Source organism: Rhodococcus sp. PvR099 (assembly GCF_017833315.1).
Classification (GTDB): Bacteria; Actinomycetota; Actinomycetes; order Mycobacteriales; family Mycobacteriaceae; genus Rhodococcus_G; species Rhodococcus_G oryzae.
Map to the genome: position 1 here is coordinate 2857878 of NZ_JAFIBV010000001.1, position 17934 is coordinate 2875811.

General features: G+C 69.1%; 20 protein-coding genes. 10 read left to right on the forward strand and 10 right to left on the reverse strand.

Annotated features, from left to right (window positions below; translation table 11 throughout):
* Positions 1 to 204: 204 nt before the first annotated feature.
* From JOE46_RS13030 to JOE46_RS13040, 3 genes are all read left to right on the forward strand, one after another.
* Entirely contained in the window at positions 205 to 1329 is a 1125-nt protein-coding gene (locus tag JOE46_RS13030; RefSeq protein WP_077042735.1) for a citrate synthase 2, read from the forward strand.
* A gap of 49 nt (positions 1330 to 1378) precedes the next feature.
* Positions 1379 to 2494: a phosphoserine transaminase gene (gene serC / locus JOE46_RS13035; RefSeq protein ID WP_027500951.1), complete on the forward strand. Its 1116-nt coding sequence runs from the start codon at positions 1379 to 1381 to the stop codon at positions 2492 to 2494.
* A 150-nt stretch (positions 2495 to 2644) separates the two neighbouring features.
* Positions 2645 to 3163 carry a hypothetical protein gene (locus tag JOE46_RS13040; protein WP_245221040.1) on the forward strand — a complete coding sequence of 173 codons (519 nt, stop codon included), beginning with the start codon at positions 2645 to 2647 and terminating at the stop codon, positions 3161 to 3163.
* A gap of 6 nt (positions 3164 to 3169) precedes the next feature.
* On the opposite strand, the gene JOE46_RS13045 is transcribed toward JOE46_RS13040, so the two are convergent.
* Positions 3170 to 3358, reverse strand: a complete 189-nt coding sequence (locus tag JOE46_RS13045) for a hypothetical protein (RefSeq protein ID WP_209927500.1) — start codon at positions 3356 to 3358, stop codon at positions 3170 to 3172.
* 203 nt (positions 3359 to 3561) lie between these two features.
* Here JOE46_RS13045 and JOE46_RS13050 point away from each other — a divergent pair, with 203 nt between their 5' ends.
* Positions 3562 to 5007 (forward strand): NAD(P)/FAD-dependent oxidoreductase, encoded by a 1446-nt coding sequence (locus tag JOE46_RS13050; RefSeq protein ID WP_209927502.1) that lies wholly within the window; start codon positions 3562 to 3564, stop codon positions 5005 to 5007.
* A 63-nt stretch (positions 5008 to 5070) separates the two neighbouring features.
* Here the strand turns inward: JOE46_RS13050 and JOE46_RS13055 are convergent, their stop codons facing one another.
* The 3 genes from JOE46_RS13055 to JOE46_RS13065 are packed head-to-tail and all read right to left on the reverse strand — an operon-like array spanning position 5071 to position 6741.
* Positions 5071 to 5460 carry a RidA family protein gene (locus JOE46_RS13055; RefSeq protein ID WP_179800716.1) on the reverse strand — a complete coding sequence of 130 codons (390 nt, stop codon included), beginning with the start codon at positions 5458 to 5460 and terminating at the stop codon, positions 5071 to 5073.
* Between the two features lie 39 nt (positions 5461 to 5499).
* Positions 5500 to 5985, reverse strand: a complete 486-nt coding sequence (locus JOE46_RS13060) for a nucleoside deaminase (RefSeq protein WP_097214239.1) — start codon at positions 5983 to 5985, stop codon at positions 5500 to 5502.
* Positions 5986 to 6741, reverse strand: a complete 756-nt coding sequence (locus tag JOE46_RS13065; protein WP_245221041.1) for a hypothetical protein — start codon at positions 6739 to 6741, stop codon at positions 5986 to 5988. It lies immediately after the preceding gene.
* A gap of 219 nt (positions 6742 to 6960) precedes the next feature.
* Here JOE46_RS13065 and sepH point away from each other — a divergent pair, with 219 nt between their 5' ends.
* Both sepH and JOE46_RS13075 read left to right on the forward strand, forming a co-directional pair.
* A complete protein-coding gene (gene sepH, locus JOE46_RS13070; RefSeq protein WP_179800715.1) occupies positions 6961 to 7830 on the forward strand; it encodes a septation protein SepH in 870 nt (289 codons plus the stop codon).
* Positions 7831 to 7918: 88 nt separating this feature from the next.
* On the forward strand, positions 7919 to 8980 hold the full coding sequence (locus tag JOE46_RS13075) for an alpha/beta fold hydrolase (RefSeq protein WP_097214236.1): 1062 nt from the start codon (positions 7919 to 7921) through the stop codon (positions 8978 to 8980).
* A gap of 261 nt (positions 8981 to 9241) precedes the next feature.
* Here the strand turns inward: JOE46_RS13075 and JOE46_RS13080 are convergent, their stop codons facing one another.
* Positions 9242 to 9811 (reverse strand): TetR/AcrR family transcriptional regulator, encoded by a 570-nt coding sequence (locus JOE46_RS13080; RefSeq protein WP_097214235.1) that lies wholly within the window; start codon positions 9809 to 9811, stop codon positions 9242 to 9244.
* A gap of 93 nt (positions 9812 to 9904) precedes the next feature.
* On the opposite strand from JOE46_RS13080, the gene JOE46_RS13085 reads away from it, so the two are divergent.
* Together JOE46_RS13085 and JOE46_RS13090 are read left to right on the forward strand one after the other, a co-directional pair.
* Positions 9905 to 10618, forward strand: a complete 714-nt coding sequence (locus JOE46_RS13085) for a 1-acyl-sn-glycerol-3-phosphate acyltransferase (RefSeq protein ID WP_097214234.1) — start codon at positions 9905 to 9907, stop codon at positions 10616 to 10618.
* Between the two features lie 23 nt (positions 10619 to 10641).
* Positions 10642 to 11376 (forward strand): hypothetical protein, encoded by a 735-nt coding sequence (locus tag JOE46_RS13090; protein ID WP_097214233.1) that lies wholly within the window; start codon positions 10642 to 10644, stop codon positions 11374 to 11376.
* 7 nt (positions 11377 to 11383) lie between these two features.
* Here the strand turns inward: JOE46_RS13090 and JOE46_RS13095 are convergent, their stop codons facing one another.
* The gene (locus JOE46_RS13095) at positions 11384 to 11659 is read right to left on the reverse strand and encodes a DUF2537 domain-containing protein (protein ID WP_097214232.1); all 276 of its coding nucleotides are present in this window, start codon (positions 11657 to 11659) and stop codon (positions 11384 to 11386) included.
* A complete protein-coding gene (locus tag JOE46_RS13100) occupies positions 11656 to 12462 on the reverse strand; it encodes an RNA methyltransferase (protein ID WP_027500962.1) in 807 nt (268 codons plus the stop codon). The genes JOE46_RS13095 and JOE46_RS13100 overlap by 4 nt, the downstream gene beginning before the upstream one ends.
* Positions 12463 to 12519: 57 nt before the next feature.
* On the opposite strand from JOE46_RS13100, the gene JOE46_RS13105 reads away from it, so the two are divergent.
* A complete protein-coding gene (locus JOE46_RS13105) occupies positions 12520 to 13722 on the forward strand; it encodes a GNAT family N-acetyltransferase (protein WP_097214231.1) in 1203 nt (400 codons plus the stop codon).
* Between the two features lie 15 nt (positions 13723 to 13737).
* On the opposite strand, the gene JOE46_RS13110 is transcribed toward JOE46_RS13105, so the two are convergent.
* Both JOE46_RS13110 and JOE46_RS13115 read right to left on the reverse strand, forming a co-directional pair.
* Positions 13738 to 14169, reverse strand: coding sequence for a MarR family winged helix-turn-helix transcriptional regulator (locus JOE46_RS13110; RefSeq protein ID WP_097214230.1), 432 nt, complete (start codon positions 14167 to 14169; stop codon positions 13738 to 13740).
* A gap of 34 nt (positions 14170 to 14203) precedes the next feature.
* A complete protein-coding gene (locus tag JOE46_RS13115; protein WP_097214229.1) occupies positions 14204 to 15658 on the reverse strand; it encodes an NCS2 family permease in 1455 nt (484 codons plus the stop codon).
* 79 nt (positions 15659 to 15737) lie between these two features.
* Between JOE46_RS13115 and JOE46_RS13120 the strand changes: the two genes are divergently transcribed.
* The gene (locus JOE46_RS13120) at positions 15738 to 15986 is read left to right on the forward strand and encodes a DUF2530 domain-containing protein (RefSeq protein ID WP_077042749.1); all 249 of its coding nucleotides are present in this window, start codon (positions 15738 to 15740) and stop codon (positions 15984 to 15986) included.
* A gap of 6 nt (positions 15987 to 15992) precedes the next feature.
* Here the strand turns inward: JOE46_RS13120 and JOE46_RS13125 are convergent, their stop codons facing one another.
* Positions 15993 to 17918: a YhgE/Pip domain-containing protein gene (locus JOE46_RS13125; protein ID WP_209927507.1), complete on the reverse strand. Its 1926-nt coding sequence runs from the start codon at positions 17916 to 17918 to the stop codon at positions 15993 to 15995.
* Positions 17919 to 17934 lie beyond the last annotated feature (16 nt).

Here is a 17934-nt window from a genome sequence, read left to right on the forward strand (position 1 = left end):
CACCCACGCCACGCAACGGGCTAGAGTTTGACCTGACCCACCCTGTCGACCGTGGATCGCACCCGCGATTCCCGCGAGGCAGGGTCACCAGTCACGGCGGCGCAGAGCCTGCACACCATGCATGCGCCCCGCAGACGGCGATGACTTAGGCGGAGCAGCCCGGACCGGGCGAATACCGAAGACGACGAGGAGAGTCCACGAGCAATGGCAGCGAGCGCGGCAGTACCCGAGGATTTTGTCAGCGGTCTCGAGGGCGTCGTCGCCTTCACCACCGATATCGCCGAGCCTGACAAGGACGGTGGCGCGCTGCGCTACCGCGGAGTCGACATCGAGGACCTGGTCGGTCGCGGCGTCACCTTCGGCGACGTCTGGGCACTGCTCGTCGACGGCGAGTTCGGCCAGGGCCTGCCGCCCGCCGAGCCGTTCCCGCTGCCGATCCACACCGGCGACGTCCGCGTCGACGTGCAGGCCGGCCTGGCCATGCTGGCGCCGATCTGGGGATACCAGCCGCTGCTCGACATCGACGACGACACCGCCCGCGAGCAGCTCGCCCGCGCCTCGGTGATGGCGCTGTCCTACGTGGCGCAGTCGGCCCGCGGTGTCTACCAGCCCGCCGTGCCGCAGAAGGTCATCGACGAATGCCCCACCGTCACCGCGCGTTTCATGACCCGCTGGAAGGGTGACCCGGACCCGGCGCACACCGAGGCCATCGACGCGTACTGGGTCTCCGCCGCCGAGCACGGCATGAACGCCTCCACCTTCACCGCCCGGGTCATCGCCTCCACCGGCGCCGACGTCGCTGCGTCGCTCTCCGGCGCCATCGGCGCGATGTCCGGCCCGCTGCACGGCGGCGCCCCGGCCCGCGTCCTCCCGATGATCGAGGAAACCGAGAAGAGCGGTGACGCCCGCGCTCTCGTCAAGGGCATCCTGGACCGCAAGGAGAAGCTGATGGGCTTCGGGCATCGCGTGTACCGCGCCGAGGACCCCCGCGCCCGCGTGCTCCGCGCCACCGCCAAGCGCCTGAACGCGCCCCGCTACGAGGCCGCCGCCGCGCTCGAGCAGGCCGCCCTCGCCGAGCTGCGCGAGCGCCGCCCGGACCGCGCGATCGAGACGAACGTCGAGTTCTGGGCCGCCGTCATCCTCGACTTCGCCGAGGTCCCGGCGCACATGATGCCCGCGATGTTCACCTGTGGCCGTACCGCCGGCTGGTGCGCGCACATCATGGAGCAGAAGCGTCTCGGCAAGCTGGTCCGCCCGGCTGCCATCTACACCGGACCCGAGCCCCGCACCCCCGAGTCCGTCCAGGGCTGGGACCAGATCGCCGGCTGATTCGGGCCCTCTGCCCGTTCGCACCACCAACGAGAAGGAACTCGAACCGATGACCACCCCGATCATCCCCGCCGACCTCAAGCCCGTCGATGGCCGATTCGGTTGCGGACCGTCCAAGGTCCGCCCCGAGCAGCTCCAGTCGCTCGTGGACGTTGGCGCCTCGGTGTTCGGCACCAGCCACCGTCAGAAGCCGGTCAAGGACGTCGTCGCCCGGGTGCGTTCCGGCCTGGCCGACCTCTTCTCGCTGCCCGAGGGCTACGAGGTGGTGCTCGGCAACGGTGGCACCACCGCGTTCTGGGACGCGGCCGCGTTCGGCCTGATCCGCGAGAAGTCCCTGCACCTGACCAACGGCGAGTTCAGCTCCAAGTTCGCCTCGGTGGCCAAGGCCAACCCGTTCATCGGCGACCCGATCGTCGTCTCGGCCGAGCCGGGCAGCGCGCCCGCGCCCGTGTCGGACCCGTCGGTCGACCTCATCGGCTGGGCGCACAACGAGACCTCCACCGGTGTCGCGATCCCCGTGTCGCGTCCGGCCGGCTCGGAGAACGCGCTCATCGCGATCGACGCCACCTCCGGTGCGGGCGGCCTGCCGGTGAACATCGCCGACTCGGACGTCTACTACTTCGCACCGCAGAAGTGCTTTGCCTCCGACGGCGGGCTGTGGATCGCGATCATGAGCCCGGCCGCCCTGGCCCGCGTCGAGGAGATCAAGTCCACGGGCCGCTGGACCCCGGACTTCCTGTCGCTGCCGATCGCGGTGGACAACAGCTCCAAGGACCAGACGTACAACACCCCGGCGCTGGCCACCCTGCTGCTGTTCGCGAACCAGATCGAGTGGATGAACAGCAACGGCGGGCTGGACTGGGCCACCAAGCGCACCGCCGATTCGTCCTCGCGCCTGTACAACTGGGCCGAGGCCAGCGAGTTCGCCACCCCGTTCGTCGCCGATCCGGCGCACCGCTCCCAGGTCGTCGGCACCATCGACTTCGACGACAAGATCGACGCAGCTGCGGTGGCGAAGATCCTGCGCGCCAACGGAATCGTGGACACCGAGCCGTACCGCAAGCTGGGCCGCAACCAGCTGCGCGTCGGTATGTTCCCGGCGATCGATCCCGAGGACGTCACCGCGCTGACCAAGAGCATCGATTGGGTGGTCGGCCAGCTCTGAGCCGAACCCAGCAACAGTCAGCCCCCGACATCGCCTGCCGGGGGCTGACTGCTTTCTACGGCAGACCGCATCCGCATGGGTTGCCGCACTTCTCGGCCCGGGGATGACAGGATCGGCAGCGACTGACATCGATTGGGAGGGAATCGCTTGATGTTCAAACGCAGTTTCGTCGTCCTCGCCGCACTGACCCTGGCCGCGTTCGCCGCGGGATGCGGAAATGACTCCTCGGACATATCCACGACCACGACGTCGGCGGCGATGTCGACCACGTCCGCGCCGACCACCACGGCCGCGCCGGCGACCCCGGCCGCACTGACCCCGGAAACCCCTCCGGTGTCGCTGCCGCCGGTCGTGGTGTCCCCGGCACAAGGACCCGTCGGCGCGGACGGCTCCACCGGCAACAACCTGAGCACCGAATACTGTGCGCGCAACCAGGATCCGGGATGCCCCATCGGCAGCTACGTCGCACCGGACGCCATCCCGCACCCCGATGGCAGCGGAAAGTACGTTCCGTGTGAGGGCACCATCTGCACCAACCCGGACCACGGCGCAGGGACCGACCCGCAGCAGAACGGCGGCGCGGTGATGGAGAACCCGAACGGCGACGGCGAGGTAGTCCCGTGCGAGGGCACCATCTGCACCAACCCGAACAACGGCGCGGGCGGGTAGCCGCCCCTAGGGGCCGGTGATCGTGGTCAGGAAACTCGCTCGGACATCGTCGCGGCCCGCCGCCTCGAGCAACGCGGAGAACGCGGTGACCTCCTCCGCGGATGCGCGGCGGGCCGTGTCGGCGAGGAAGGTCGGGTCGTCGAACAGGTCGGCGACGGCGTCGGCCGCACGGGCAAGGGTGAAGATGTCATACATGGCAGATCGGTCCTGACAACTGCGGTGAGCACGAAGGCCCTCCACCAGAAATTAACTTAGCGTGCCCTTCGTTAGGTCTGCCTAAGTAAAGGCGACAGGGGATCACAAGTCAACACAGTGGCGACCGGTCACCATTTCGGAACCACAGCCTATGCGGTACCTTCGGTCACACATACATTGCCCCGTCTCCGAGGAGGTCCGCCGTGACCGAACACATCGACGTGCTGATCGTCGGTGCCGGACTGTCCGGGATCGGCGCCGCCCACCAGATCCAGGCCAAGTTCCCCACCCGGTCCTTCGCGATCTTCGAGTCCCGCGACGCCATCGGGGGCACCTGGGATCTGTTCCGCTACCCCGGGATCCGGTCGGACTCCGACATGCAGACCCTCGGCTATCGGTTCCGCCCGTGGACGGACGAGAAGTCGATCGCGGACGGCCCGGCCATCCTGGAGTACGTCCGGGACACCGCCCGCGAGGCGGGGATCGACAAGAAGATCAGATTCGGACACCGGGTGGTGCGTGCCCAGTGGTCGAGCGAAGACACCCGATGGACCGTGGAGGCCACGCACGGCGACGACACCGTCGCGGTCACCTGCGACTTCCTCTACGTCTGCAGCGGCTACTACCGCTACGACGAGGGATTCACTCCGAACTTCGAAGGCACCGACCGCTTTCAGGGCCGGATCGTGCACCCCCAGCACTGGCCCGAGGACCTCGACTACACCGGCAAGAGGGTCGTCGTGATCGGCAGTGGCGCCACCGCCGTCACCCTGGTGCCCTCGATGTCCGACCGGGCCGAGCACGTGACGATGCTGCAGCGCTCCCCCACCTACATCGCCGCCCTGCCCGCCAAGGACCCGACCACCAACGGGCTGCGGCGACTGCTCGGCGACAGGCTCTCCTACCCGATCGCCCGTTGGAAGAACGTCGCGTTCTCCACCGCCACCTACCAACTCAGCCAGCGCCAGCCACGCCTGGTCAAGTGGTACCTCCGGCGAGCCCAGCAGCGAGCACTGCCCGCCGGGTACGACATCGACACCCACTTCACGCCGAGCTACAACCCCTGGGACCAGCGGATGTGCCTGGTGCCGGACGGCGACCTGTTCCGGGCGATCCGCCACGGCGAGGCGTCGGTGGTAACCGACCGGATCGCGACCTTCACCGAGCGGGGCCTCGAGCTCGAGTCCGGCGCGGAGCTCGCGGCCGACGTAATCGTGACCGCGACCGGCCTGAACCTGCTCGCGTTCGGAGGGATCGAATTCGCCGTCGACGGCCGCGAGGTATCTCTGCCGGACACCCTCGCCTACAAGGGCATGATGCTCAGCGACGTGCCCAACTTCGCCTTCACGGTCGGCTACACCAATGCGTCCTGGACGCTCAAGGCCGACCTCGTCGCCGACTACGTGTGCCGTCTCCGGGCGCACATGGACCGGCAGGGTCACACGGTGTGCGTGCCGACCAACGACGACCCGGCCCTGTCCACCCGCCCGCTGCTCGACTTCGCCGCCGGTTATGTCCAGCGCTCCATCGACGAGTTCCCCAGGACCGGCACCAAGGCACCGTGGCAGCTCGGCATGAGCTACGCGCACGATGTGGTGACGCTGCGGCACGGCCGGCTCGAGGACGACGCGATGCAGTTCAGCTCCTGATCCGGGAAACAGCTCAGCCCCCGACTTCGCGTCGGGGGCTGACCTGTTGCGGCGAGTGGAGATCTACTCCGCGATGATCGCGTCGGCCTCGATCTCGACAAGCAGCGCGGGATCGATGAGCGCGCTCACCTCGAGGATCGTGGTGGCGGGACGGATCTCGCCGAAGACCTCACCGTGCGCGAGACCGGCCTCTTCCCAGCGGCTCATGTCGGTGAGGTAGATCCGGGTGCGGATGACGTCCTCGGGCTTCGCGCCCGCCTCTGCGAGGGCGGCGACGATCCGGCTGACCGCCTCACGGGTCTGCTCGGCGAGGCTGTCACCGCCGACCGGGCCGTCGGGTCCCGACGCGGTGGTACCGGACACCGACACCTGCCGGCCGATGCGGACGGCCCGCGAGTATCCGATCTTCGACTCCCAGTCGGAGCCGGACGAGATGTTGTTTCGATTCGACATGGCGCTGATTCTGTCAGCCGCCGAGTCGCCTTCCGCAGGCTAGTCCGGGTTCGCCGCCACGAAGCGCAGGAACGGGTCGAGCGCCTCGTCGCCGAGGTGCGGCCCGCTCACCTCGATGCCTGCATCGGCGGACGCGATGACGTCCGCACACCCGAGCCCGAAGCGCGGTCCACCCTCGAGGATCGCGCCGAACCCCGCAGCCGACGCCGCGAACACGACCCGACTCACCCCCGCCCACACCATCGCCGCGCCGCACATCGGGCACGGCTCCCCGCTCGCGTACACGGTGCTGCCGACCAGGTCGTCCGTGCGACCCTCCGCACAGGCGGTGGTGATCGCGTCGAGTTCCGCGTGCTCGGTCACGTCGCCGGAAGTGGCCACGGAGTTCGCGCCCTCGCTGATCACCTCGCCGTCCGCGCCGACGACCACCGCACCGAACGGCCGGTTGCCTGCCTCTCCGGTCTCGTTCGCGAGCTCGATTGCCCTGCGCAGGTTCGCGAGGTCATCGGCTTCGAGGCCAGTCATCTACTCTCCCTTTCGCAGAAATGCCTGTGCGGCGACCCCCGCCGCGATGAAGGTGTATCCCAACCAGCCGGGGCCGCCGTCGGCGGTCAGGATCAGGATGCCGACCGGGATCAGCCACACCGCCAGCGGGGCCAGCAACGCGCTCAGTGGTGGTCGCGGATCCTCCGGATACCAGGCCGAGAACTGCAGCGCGATCAGCATCGCCGCGGTCTGGATCACCCACCCCGTCCACAGGTTGTCGCTGTCGCGCAGCACCGCATCGCCGTAGAACCCGGCGATCGCGGCGACCAGGAACGCCGCGGCCCACACGCCGGTGATCACGTAGTTGATCCGCAGGAACCGCGGTGTCCGCCAGTACTGCTCGTCCACCTCCTCGCGCGCGTACTGGATGGTGAACGGCATCCGGGCCAGCATCGAGCCGACCGCGATGACCACCAGCGTGATGTTCGCGATCTCGCCGACCCAGGTCTCCATCCAGTCCTGCCCCGCCTGGTCGAGCAGAAAGTGCACCGCCAGCAGCGCCGCGAAGAACACGACGTCGATCACGCCGAGCAGTTTCATGGACCGCCCGCGCAGCAGATCGACGGCGACGAACAACACAGAGAGCGACAGTGCGATCCCGGCAGCCCAGGCGAGGCGACCCGGACCCTCGACGACCGCGAGCACGATCCACGGAGCGAGCCCGGTCAGGGGGCCGTCGAGCATCGCGCCGACCGCGTCCCACGCCCGACGCGCGGGCGAGGGAGCTGCCCGCATATCCGGAGCCTTCTCGATCATCGCTGTGCCCTCGCCGGTCCGACCACGTCCGATTTCCTGAGGGTAGCCCCGAATTCGACAGAATTTCGGCCAGAGACAATAGCGCGCCCCGATCCAAACCTGTTGACCGGGCGAGGCGTGTCCTGACCCGACCCCCATCACGGGTCGATTACAGTCGGCAAGGGCAATATCGCGAGCTACGCGATGAGGGAGGTCACGGTGCGAGAACTTCGAGTGATCGGACTTGAGCCCGACGGAACACACATCGTGTGTGCCGACAGCGAGAGCGGCGAGCGCTTTCGTGTACCAGCCGACGACAAGCTTCGCGCCGCCTCTCGGGGCGACGTCGCCCGGTTCGGGCAGATCGAGATCGAGACCGAGAGCCGCATCCGCCCCCGCGACATCCAGGCCCGCATCCGGGCCGGTGCCACGGTCGAGCAGGTGGCGACCGAGGCCGGTGTGTCGGTCAAGAAGATCGAGACCTTCGCGCACCCGGTGCTCCTCGAACGCTCGCGTGCCGCCGAGATGGCGCAGGCCGGTCACCCGGTGCGCGAGAACGGCCCCACCGTCCTGACCCTGGCCGAGATCGTCGGCCTCGCCTTCCGCGCCCGCGGCCACAACCTCGACGAGGCCGAGTGGGACGCGTGGCGCGACGACGAGGGCCATTGGATCGCCCAGCTCGAATGGCAGGCCGGGCGCACCCGCAATGCGGCGCACTGGCGTTTCCAGCCGGACTCCCACGGCGGCACCATCGCCCCGCTCGATGCGGCCGCGACCGACCTGATCGATCCCGATTTCGGGCGCCCGCTGCGCGGACTCGCCCCGATCTCCGCCGAGGACCCGCACTCCCCAGTCCTCGAAGCCGTGATCGAGGCCGAGGTCGAAGAAGAGATGGCGGAGTCCGAGTCGCTCGAACCCGGCGCCATGGATGCCCTCTTCGAGGAGGAGGACATCGTCCCCGCCGAGGACGAGGAGCACCAACCGAAGCCGGCGCCGCAGCACCAGGGCGCGAAGGACAAGCGCGGCAAGCCCTCACTGCCGTCCTGGGACGACGTCCTGCTCGGCGTGCGCAGCAGCGGTCGCGGCTGACCGATACCCGAACCGACTCCCGCCACGGGGGATCACTTAGAGTTACGCCGAGTAACACTAAGTATCTGACGTGAGCAGGGGGAAGACTGTGCTTGATTTCGACTGGCGTCCGCGGCTGAACACGCTGACCCGGAACGCATGGGGCCTGACGTTCGGCGACGGAGTCCAGGCGGCCGAGCCGACCCCGTCCGAGCAGATCACCCGCGGCCTGCACCGGGACCTGTACCGGTTCGGCCCCCAGATCGGCACCAACCCGGTCCTCCTGGTGCCCCCGCTCGCCGCGCCTGCCCAGTGCTACGACCTGCGCCCGGGCCAGAGCCTCGCGGCACACCTGCTCGACAGTGGTCGTACGCCCTACCTCGTCGACTACGGCACCATGACGTCCGCGGACCGGGGCCTCGGTTTCGAGGCCTGGGTCGACGACATCATCCCGGAGGCCCTGCGGCACGTCTCCGAGCTGCACGACGGCGCGCCCGTCGACCTGATCGGATGGAGCCTGGGCGGGACGATCTCGCTGCTCACCGGGGCGGCGCACGCCGACCTCCCGATCAGGACGATCGCCGCGATCGGCACGCCGGTCGACTACACGGAGATCGCGGCCATCGCACCGCTGCGGGCCATCGGCCGGATCACCGGAGACCGGCCGCTCACCACCGCCACCTGGGCACTGGGCGGCCTGCCCGCCCCCGTGGTGCAGGCCAGCTACCGGGTCACGGCACTGCAGCGTGAGTTGACCAAGCCGTGGTTCATCGCGCGCAACCTGCACGACACCGAGACGTTGGCCCGGATGGAATCCATCGACAAGTTCATGGCCGCCATGCCGGGCTACCCGGCCCGGTTCTTCCATCAGATCTGCACCCAGTTGATCCTGGGAAACACCCTGGCGGCGGGGCAATTCCGGCTCGGATCCCGCACGGTCGAGCTGTCCGCGCTATCGGTGCCGGTGCTGGCGGTCGGCGGCACCGATGACGTCATCGCGCCGGTCGCCTCCGTCGCGCGCATCACCGACCTGCTGACCGGGGCCCCATCGGTCCGATTCGAGACCGCGCCGGGCAGCCACCTCGGATTGCTGGCGGGCCCTGGCGCGAAGCAGACCACCTGGGCGCAGATCGACGACTTCCTGAGCGAGACCGCACCGCAGCTGGTCTGAGGGCTCACCCGCCGAAGAGCAGCAGGCTCGGGTGCGTCGCAGCTCCGCACCCGAGCCCTCGAGCAAGCTAGATCCCCGTCGAGCCGAAAATCATGGCGATCGTCAACAAGATGCCCCCGATCACGCCCGACAGGGGGTTGGCGTCACTGAGCAGAAATTCACCGAGAGATCCCATATCGCTTCTCTTTCCAGTTGTGATCGATGGTCACGCGGAGACTACAGAAAAGTGAATCGCTGCCTGTTTGCTTTCGGCATGAGGGCTCATCCGTGGGCGAGGTGCGCGTCCACGGTCCGACCGACGAGGGCGCCCGCGCCCTGCGGGTCCCCGATGACCTGCAGGGCGCGGTCGGCCGCCAGCACGGCCATCCCGTGCAGTCCCGTCCAGATCCCGAGCGCCCGCTCCCTGGCATCCGCGCTGCCCGCGGTCGCCTCCTCCACCAGCGCGACGAGCGACCCGAACAACGGCAGACTCGTGCTCCGCAGTTCCGCCCCCGAACCCTCGAGCAGGTCGTGGCGGAACATCAGCTCGAACATCGCGCGCCGACGATCGGCAAAGCGCACGTAGGCCCAGCCGAGCGCGACGAGCCGGTCCCGGGCAGGCAGGTCGCCGTCGTCCAGGGTGGACCGGACAACGGCCGCGAGGTCGGCAAGGCCCTCGGCCGCGATCGCCGCGAGCAGCGCCTTGTGTGTCGGGAAGTACCGGCGCGGGGCGCCGTGCGACACCTCCGCCGCCCTGGTGATCGCGCGCAGGCTGACCCCCGCGATGCCCTCCCGCTCGAGCAGCTCGACACCACACCTGACCAGCTTGTCCCGTAGCGGTTCGTCGTCCACGTAGACATTGTCTAACACTCGGTGACAGAATCGGCGACCTACGCGTAGACACTGTCTACGACCGGTCGATCGATCACCTCGGGAGCGCGCACTGTGTGGTACTGGCTGTTCAAGTACGTCCTGATCGGACCCGTCCTGCGCCTGTTCGGCAGGCCGACGATCGAGGGCGCCGAGCACATTCCGCCGACCGGGCCGGTGATCCTCGCAAGCAACCACCTGACCGTCGCCGACTCGTTCTTCCTGGTCCTCATGGTGCGACGGCGCATCACCTTCGTGGCGAAGAGCGAGTACTTCACCGGCACCGGACTCAAGGGCAGGCTCACGCGCTGGTTCTTCTCCTGTACCGGACAGGTCCCCATCGACCGCAGCGGGGCGGACGCCGCTCGGGGCGCACTGACGACGGCGACCGGGATTCTCGAGGCGGGCGGCGTCTGGGGCATCTACCCCGAGGGCAGCCGCTCACCCGACGGGCGGTTGCACCGCGGCAAGACCGGCGTCATGCGGGTCGCGCTGCCCACCGGCGCCCCGGTCCTGCCCGTGGTGATGCGCGGCACGCCCGCGGTCAATCCGATCGGTTCCCGGATGTGGCGGTTCGGCAAGGTCCACATCACCGTGTGCGCGCCACTGGATCTGGCGCATCACCGCGCGGCCGTTCCGAGCGAAGGGACGGTGCGCGAGGCGACCGACGAACTGATGCGGACCCTGCTCGCCAACTCCGACCAGGAATACGTGGACGCGTATGCGGCCAAACGGGTGGGGGTTTCGCTCCCACACGAAACCGCGCCCAGGTCGTACCCTTTCAGGTAAGCGACGAAAGGGAGGTGCAGGCTGTGGGGGCCAAAGCATCAACTATCTGGTACGTCGACGCCCCCGATCCCATGGCCGTCCTCCGCGATCATCCCGAGCCCGACGCCGAGGCGGCACACGCGCTGGTCGGCAAGCTCTATCCCGAAATGATCATCACGCCACTCGAACCCGGCCCCCTCGCCACCTCGGCCGGGGTGTCACCCGGCGTGGTCTACGTCGGCAGCTATCCCGGGCTCACGGTCGTGTGCGGATCGAACCTCACGGTGCACGATCCGTCGAAACTCGATGAATCCTGGACTCGCCCACTGGCTTCCGAGCGCACCTATCTGATGTGTACCGAACCGGACACCGCCTGGGCATCTTTCGCGTACTGGGAACGCGGGGCCCTGCGCCGCTCGTTCAGCGCGACGCCGGTGCACATCTACGAGGACTTCGGATTGCCGCTGGTGTGGGAACGAGGGTTCTGGGCCGGGGAACATCCCATGGCCTACCCGGCGGAGGTGCTGCCCGACCCGCAGGCGCTGCCGTTCCATCCCGGCGAGTTCGCCGAGGCGGCCAACGCCGAGTGGCTCGGGTTCCGCTACACCGGGCCCGTCCGCGACGGCGAGATCGACCCCGCCACCGTCGGAGTCTGCGGTTTCGCCGTCTACAAGGAGGGCGAGGCGCCTCCCTCGATCCTCTCAGGAAAGCCCGACCGCGCGCCCCGGGTCGGACTCTTCCGCGGGATCCGCCAGTGGTTCGGGTTCGGCTTCGACTGACCCGAGGTCAGCCGGCCCCGGCCAGCAATGCGATCCACCCGGCGACGACTCCCACCACGGCGCCGAGCACCGCCCAGCGCCACACCGGCACCGTCCGCCACTGCCACAGTGTCGGCGCCACACCGACCGCGACCAGCACATTGACCACCAGCGCCAGCAGCGGGTGCACCGCCGCCATCGCCGCCCCGCAGGCGGCCACCCCGACGCCGGTGAGCACGGCCGCGAAACCCGACACCACAAGGCCGGTGGCCCACGGTGTGCGGGCGCCGACCGGACCACTCATCCGGCCGTCCTGACCCGTTCGTAGAACGCCATCGCGGCCGCGGTCGCCACGTTCAGGGAGTCGGTTCCCGGCGCCATCGGAATCCGCGCGCGCACATCGGTGTTGCGCATCGCGTACTCCGACAGTCCCGGCCCCTCGGCCCCGAGCAGCAGCGCCACCTTGTCCCCCGTCATCGCCTCGGCCAGCGTCACCGCCGACGGATTCGGGGTCAGGGAGATGAGCTGAAATCCGTTGTCCCTGAGCACATGCAACCCGCGCGGCCACTCCGGCACCCGCGCGAACGGCACCCGCAGCACGTGCCCCATCGACACCCGCACCGCCCGCCGGTACAGCGGGTCGGCGGTGCTGCCGCCGAAGAGGACGGCGTCGACCCCGAGTCCCGCGGCGTTGCGGAACATCGAGCCGATGTTCTCGTGGTCGTTGACGCCCTCGAGCACCGCGACGGTGCGCGCGCCGCGCAGCACCTCCTCCAGCTCCAGCGGGGGTGGGCGGTGCGCGGCTGCCAGCACGCCGCGGTTGAGATGGAACCCGACCACCTCGGCCATCACGTCGGCGGAGGTCCGGTAGAACGGGACGTCGACGCCCTCGAGATCGTCGGCCAGCTCGCTCAGCCGCCGATCCACGCCGAGCAGGCTGATCGGCTCGAACCGGGAGGCGAGCAACCGCTGCGCCACCAGCACGCCCTCGGCGATCACCAGACCCTTGCCCTCCGGCAGATCCGGACGCCGATCCGACGAGTTCAGGTCGCGGAAGTCGTCCAGGCGGGTGTCGGCCGGATCGTCGATATCGATTACGTGAACCACACCGCCATCCTGCCGTACACCACAGTGCCACCTACAAATCTGTGCCACCCTCGAAGGATGACCGAAAGGGCGATCGCGATCAGGACGGCAACGGAGACGGACTGGGACGCGGTCGCGCTGCTCGATGCGCACGCGTTCGGCTTCCACCCCACCGACGAGGACATGGCCTTCACCCGGCGGTTCGCCCGAACGGAGGACGTCATCCTGGCCACCGACGGCGACCGGCCCGTCGCGGTGGTGATGCACTTCGCGATGCGGATCACCGTCCCCGGCGGAACCCAGCTGGATCTGCCGGGGGTTTCCTGGGTCTCGGTCGCGCCGACCCACCGCAGGCGCGGCATCCTGCGCGCACTGTTCACCGAACAGCACCGGCGGTTCGTCGCGGCGGACGCACCGTTGTCGATCCTCACCGCCACCGAGGCCACCATCTACGGCCGCTTCGGCTACGGTCCCGCGACCAGCGAGCTCGCGGTGTCGGTGGACCGGCGTTCGGCCCGGATCCGTGACACCGCAGCGGATCCGGGCGGGGTGGCCCTGGTGCCACCAGCCGACGCCCGCGCGGCGCTGCCCGCGATCTACGACCGTTGGCAGGCGCGCACTCCCGGGGCCCTGGCCCGGCCGAAGGTGTACTGGGACCGGATGTTCGCCGATCTCGAGCACCGCCGCGACGGCGCCTCCGCCCTGTTCTATCTGGTGCACGCGGACGGCTACGCGACCTATCGTCGCAAGCAGACCCCTGGCGGGATGGTCGCGGTGGTCGATGACCTCGTCGCCGCGACCGACGAGTCGTATGCGGCGTTGTGGCGGGTGCTCGCGGGTATGGACCTGATGAGCGAGATCCGGGTCGATCAGGCCGCGGACGACCCGCTGCCGTGGCTGCTGACCGATGCCCGGCTGCCGCGGGTGACCTCGCGGGACGACGCCGTCTGGGTGCGCATCATGGACGTGCCTGCCGCGCTCACCGCGCGCACCTTCGCCGTCGACCTGGACGTGGTCCTCGAGATCCACGACCCGTTCCTCGACGCGGGCGGCAATTTCTCACTGCGGGTGGTGGACGGCCGGGCCACGGTCAACCGAACCGATGCTCCGCCGCAGGCCCGTCTCGATCTAGACGTACTCGGCAGCCTGTACCTCGGAGGTCACCGGGCGCGCTCGTTCGCTCGGGCCGGGCGGCTGTGGACGAGCGACGAGGCGGTCCTCGACCTGCTGGATCTGGCCTTCCGCGCCGACCGGGAACCGTTCGCAGGCTGGCACTTCTAGGCCGACGCGGAGGCGCTACTCCGAGTCGCTGACCATCGAACTGATGATCTCGACCGACTCGCGGAGCACGGCGATCTGCGAGTCGTCGAGCGCCGCAAGGCGATCGTTCATCCACTTCTCCCTGGCGCTGGTCTCGTCTGTCACCAGGGCCTGACCGGGGTCCGAGAGGGACACGATGATCTGGCGGCCGTCGGTGGGGTGCGGTGTCCGCACGACAAGGCCCAGCTCCGCGAGCGAGGCGATGACCCGGGTCATCGACGGCGGCTGCACCCGCTCCTTGGCCGCAAGCGCACCCGGCGTCATCGGCCCGTCCGCGGAGAGGCTGGCAAGCGCCGACAGCTGCGTCAACGACACCTGAGAGTCGGTGCGCCGCCCGCGGAGATGCCGCGTCAGACGCACGACGGCCAACGAGAGATCACTGGCCAGGGTGCGAGTATCCAATGTCACCCTCCGGAGGATACGGCACTACCTGACAAGCGGTTCAGGTAATCGCATCCGTGATGGGTCCGACCGCGAAATAGGCCACGAACAGGCCCGCGACCACCCACAACAGCGGGTGGATCTGCTTGATCTTGCCGCTGAACGCACCGATCACAACCCAGGCGATGAAGCCGACGCCGATGCCGTTCGCGATCGAGTAGGTGAAGGGCATCACGACGATGGTCAGGAACGCCGGCAGCGCGATGTCGAACTTGGTGAAATCGATGTCGCGGACCTGGCCGATCATCAGCGCGCCGACGATCACCAGGGCGGGCGCCGCGGCCTCGATCGGCACCACGGAATACAGCGGGGTCAGGAACATCGCGGCGAGGAACAGCAGTCCGGTGACCACGTTGGACAGCCCGGTGCGGGCGCCCTCCGCGATGCCCGAGGCGGATTCGACGAACACCGTGTTCGAGGAGGCGGACGCGCCACCGCCGACGATCGCGCCTGCACCCTCCACGACGAAGGCCTTCCCGATCCCGGGCAGGTTGCCGTGCTCATCGGCGAGTCCGGCTTCCTTACCGAGGCCGGTCATGGTGCCCATCGCGTCGAAGAAGTTGGCGAGCACCAGGGTGAAGACCAGCAGGCTGGCGGCCAGCACACCGATCCGGGTGAAGGCCCCGAACAGGTTCACGTCGCCGACCAGGCTCAGATCCGGCATCTGCGCGAGCACGTCCGGCATCGTCGGGACGCTGAGGTTCCAGCCGCTCGGGTTCACCCCCTTCGAGGGGCCGACATGCCAGATCGCCTCGATGATCGCGGCCAGCACCGTCGTCACCACGATGCCGATGAGCAGGCCACCGCGGACCTTGCGCGCCACCAGGATTCCCATCAGCAGCACGCCGAAGACGAAGATCACCGTCGGCCAGGTGGAGATGGAGCCGCTGATTCCCAATCCGACAGGAACGCTGGTGCCCGCGACATCCGGGATGCGCCGGACGAAGCCGGCGTCGACGAATCCGATGAACGCGATGAACATGCCGATACCCGCGACGATGGCCGACTTGAGCGCGTCGGGGACCGCGTTGAACACCGCGGTCCGGAAGCCCGAGATCGCCAGCACCACGATGATGATGCCGTCGATCACCACCAGGCCCATCGCCTCCGGCCAGGTGACCTGCGGCGCGATCGTCACCGCGAGCAGCGCGTTGATGCCGAGGCCCGCGGCGATGCCGAACGGGTAGTTCGCGATGATGCCGAACGCGATGCTCATGACACCGGCGACGAGCGCCGTCACCGCCGCCACCTGGGTGACCGGCAGGATGTTGCCGAGCACGTCCGTCTTCGCGGCCGCGTCGTCAGGAGAGAAGCTGCCGAGGATCAGCGGGTTGAGCACGACGATGTACGCCATCGCCACGAAGGTGACCAGGCCGCCGCGGACCTCGTTGCTGACCGTGGAACCACGTTCCGTGATCTTGAAGTAGTTGTCCAGGAGCCTCGAGGTTCCAGCCATAGCGTCCAATGTCCCAATCGCCGAAGGTGCGCGTCGCACCTGGGAGGTTAGGGCAAAGGGGAACGGGTAGCTTAATCATGTGACCGAGACCCGCGACGACCCGTTGATCCCTCGCAGGCTCACCGATCCGCGTCCGGTGGTGACGATCGGCACACTCGCCTGGCTGGTCACCACCGCGGTGGTGCTCGCCTCGGGTGAGCGCTGGCACGCGGCGCTGCCGATCTGTCTGGCCGGATTGGCCGTCGGCGCACTCGGATTCACGCTGTTCCTCGTTCAGCGGGCCGCCGCGCGCCGCGGCAGCAAGGGCGCGCAGCGCGGCCTGAGCTGACCGGACCTAGACCCGGCTCGGCTCCATCGTCGGGTCGTCCCCGGCCTCGAACTCCTCCAGCTCGTCGTACTCGTCGTGATACTCCTCACCCGCGACCGGATCCTCCGTTCGCCTGCGCCACCAGAGCGTCACCGCCACGGCGGCGGCCACCAGCGCCAGCAGTACCAGGACCGCGAACCAGAACCTCGGACCGTAGTAGCCGCTGAGCGTCATCCGGAGGGCGTTCCTCGCGTAGGTGAGCGGCATCAGTGCCTGCAGCCACCGGAACGGCTGCGGCATCTGCTCGATCGGGAACACACCGCCGAACGAGAACAGCTGGACCATCAACAGACCCAGCGCGATGAAGGTGCCGTTGACGGCACCGAAGACGACGGTGAGCATCCGGGCGAGCGCGAGGGCCGCCGCGCCGATCAGCAGCATCACCGCGACCATCATCACCACGCTCGGCGGCTCCGCGCCCGTCAGGGTGATCGCGGCGATCGAGGCCAGCACGGCGCCGCCTGCCATGATCGCGGCGGGCATCCGGTAGCGCCGGAGCCCGTCGCGCCTGGTCGGCCTGATCACGAACCAGATGAGGATCCCGAGCAGGAACAGCGCCACGGACATCACCACCGGCACGGCACCGGGACCGAAACCTGCCGCGACGTTGATGTTCTGCGGGCTCAGGCTCACCGGTGACGCGAGCATCGCGGCCGTGGCCTTGCGCTCGTCCGGCGTGAACGCAGGCACCTGTGCCGCGCCGTCGGCGAGACCCTTGGCGAGCTCCGCGCTGCCGTTGTCGAGCTGTCCGACGCCGACCTGGAGCTCACCGAGGCCGTCGCGCAACTGCACGCCGCCCGCGTCGAGCTGTCCCAGTCCGGAGTTCAGCTCGGCCGCGCCCGCGTCGAGCTGGTGCGCACCGTCGGCCAGTTGACCCAGCCCGCCCGACAGTTCGCCTGCACCCGCGGCCGCGGACTGAAGCCCGCCCCGGTAGTCCGCCGCCGGGTCCGAGAGCTGGAAGGCGAGCTCCCGCGCGCCCGCTTGCAGCTGCTTGAGCTGGCCAGCCACGTCCTCGTCACCGGTCGGGAGCCCGGCGGCGACCATCGTGTCGACGAGCGGACCGACCACCGTGTCGATCACCTCGCTGATCTGCTTGGCGCCCGCGCCCAGCTCGTCGGTGCCCGAAACCAGCTGCGAGAGGCCGTTGTTCAGTTCGGCCGCGCCCGCCGCTGCCTCATCGGCGCCCGCGGCGAGCTCCGAGGCGCCCGCGGAGAGCTCCCCGCTGCCCGCGTACGCCTCGCTCAGGCCCGAGGAGAGCTCGACGCTGCCGTCAGCGAGCTGGGTGGTGCCCGACAGCGCCTCCCCGGTACCCGCCGAGAGCTGGCGAGCCCCCGAGGCGGCCTCCTCGAGCCCCTTGCCCACGTCGCCGAGCCCGACGAGCACCTGGTCCACCGACTGCTCGCCGATCGATTCGGAGACCGCGGACCGCACCTGCGCCATCAGACCCTCGCCGACCGGCGTCGCGACCAGGCTGTTGTGGTCGTTGTAGACGACCTCGAGCCGCGCCTTCTGCGCGTCGGGCGTCCCGGCGCTGGCGATGTCGGCGCTGAAGTCCTGCGGGATCACCAGCGAGAAGTAGTACTCCCCGTCCTCGACACCCGCGGTGGCCTGCTCCAGGTCCACCTCCTGCCAGGCGACATCGCCACTCTCGATCAGCGAGGCGGCCACGTCCTTGCCTGCCTCGAGTCGGGTGCCGTCCATGTCCGCGCCCGCGTCGTTGTTGACGATCGCGACGGGCAACCGGTCGAGGGTGTCACCGGGGTTCCACAGCGCCCACATGTAGAAGCCGATGAGCGCCAGCGGGGCGATCACGATAGCGGCGAGCACTCCACGGCCGAGATGGATCCGACGCGTGGGCTGGTCGGGAACGCCAGGGGTGGCTGCTGCCGCCATGGGGTGACCTCTTCTC

Bases quoted from the DNA above. Each gene is read 5' to 3' on its own strand.
- JOE46_RS13125 (WP_209927507.1), bottom strand. From the start codon at position 17,918: ATGGCGGCAGCAGCCACCCCTGGCGTTCCCGACCAGCCCACGCGTCGG.
- JOE46_RS13060 (WP_097214239.1), bottom strand. From the start codon at position 5,985: ATGACTGGCCTCGAAGCCGATGACCTCGCGAACCTGCGCAGGGCAATC.
- JOE46_RS13105 (WP_097214231.1), top strand. From the start codon at position 12,520: ATGACCGAAAGGGCGATCGCGATCAGGACGGCAACGGAGACGGACTGG.
- JOE46_RS13115 (WP_097214229.1), bottom strand. From the start codon at position 15,658: ATGGCTGGAACCTCGAGGCTCCTGGACAACTACTTCAAGATCACGGAA.
- serC (WP_027500951.1), top strand. From the start codon at position 1,379: ATGACCACCCCGATCATCCCCGCCGACCTCAAGCCCGTCGATGGCCGA.
- JOE46_RS13040 (WP_245221040.1), top strand. From the start codon at position 2,645: ATGTTCAAACGCAGTTTCGTCGTCCTCGCCGCACTGACCCTGGCCGCG.
- JOE46_RS13045 (WP_209927500.1), bottom strand. From the start codon at position 3,358: ATGTATGACATCTTCACCCTTGCCCGTGCGGCCGACGCCGTCGCCGAC.
- JOE46_RS13095 (WP_097214232.1), bottom strand. From the start codon at position 11,659: ATGAGTGGTCCGGTCGGCGCCCGCACACCGTGGGCCACCGGCCTTGTG.
- JOE46_RS13055 (WP_179800716.1), bottom strand. From the start codon at position 5,460: ATGTCGAATCGAAACAACATCTCGTCCGGCTCCGACTGGGAGTCGAAG.
- JOE46_RS13030 (WP_077042735.1), top strand. From the start codon at position 205: ATGGCAGCGAGCGCGGCAGTACCCGAGGATTTTGTCAGCGGTCTCGAG.
- JOE46_RS13065 (WP_245221041.1), bottom strand. From the start codon at position 6,741: ATGCGGGCAGCTCCCTCGCCCGCGCGTCGGGCGTGGGACGCGGTCGGC.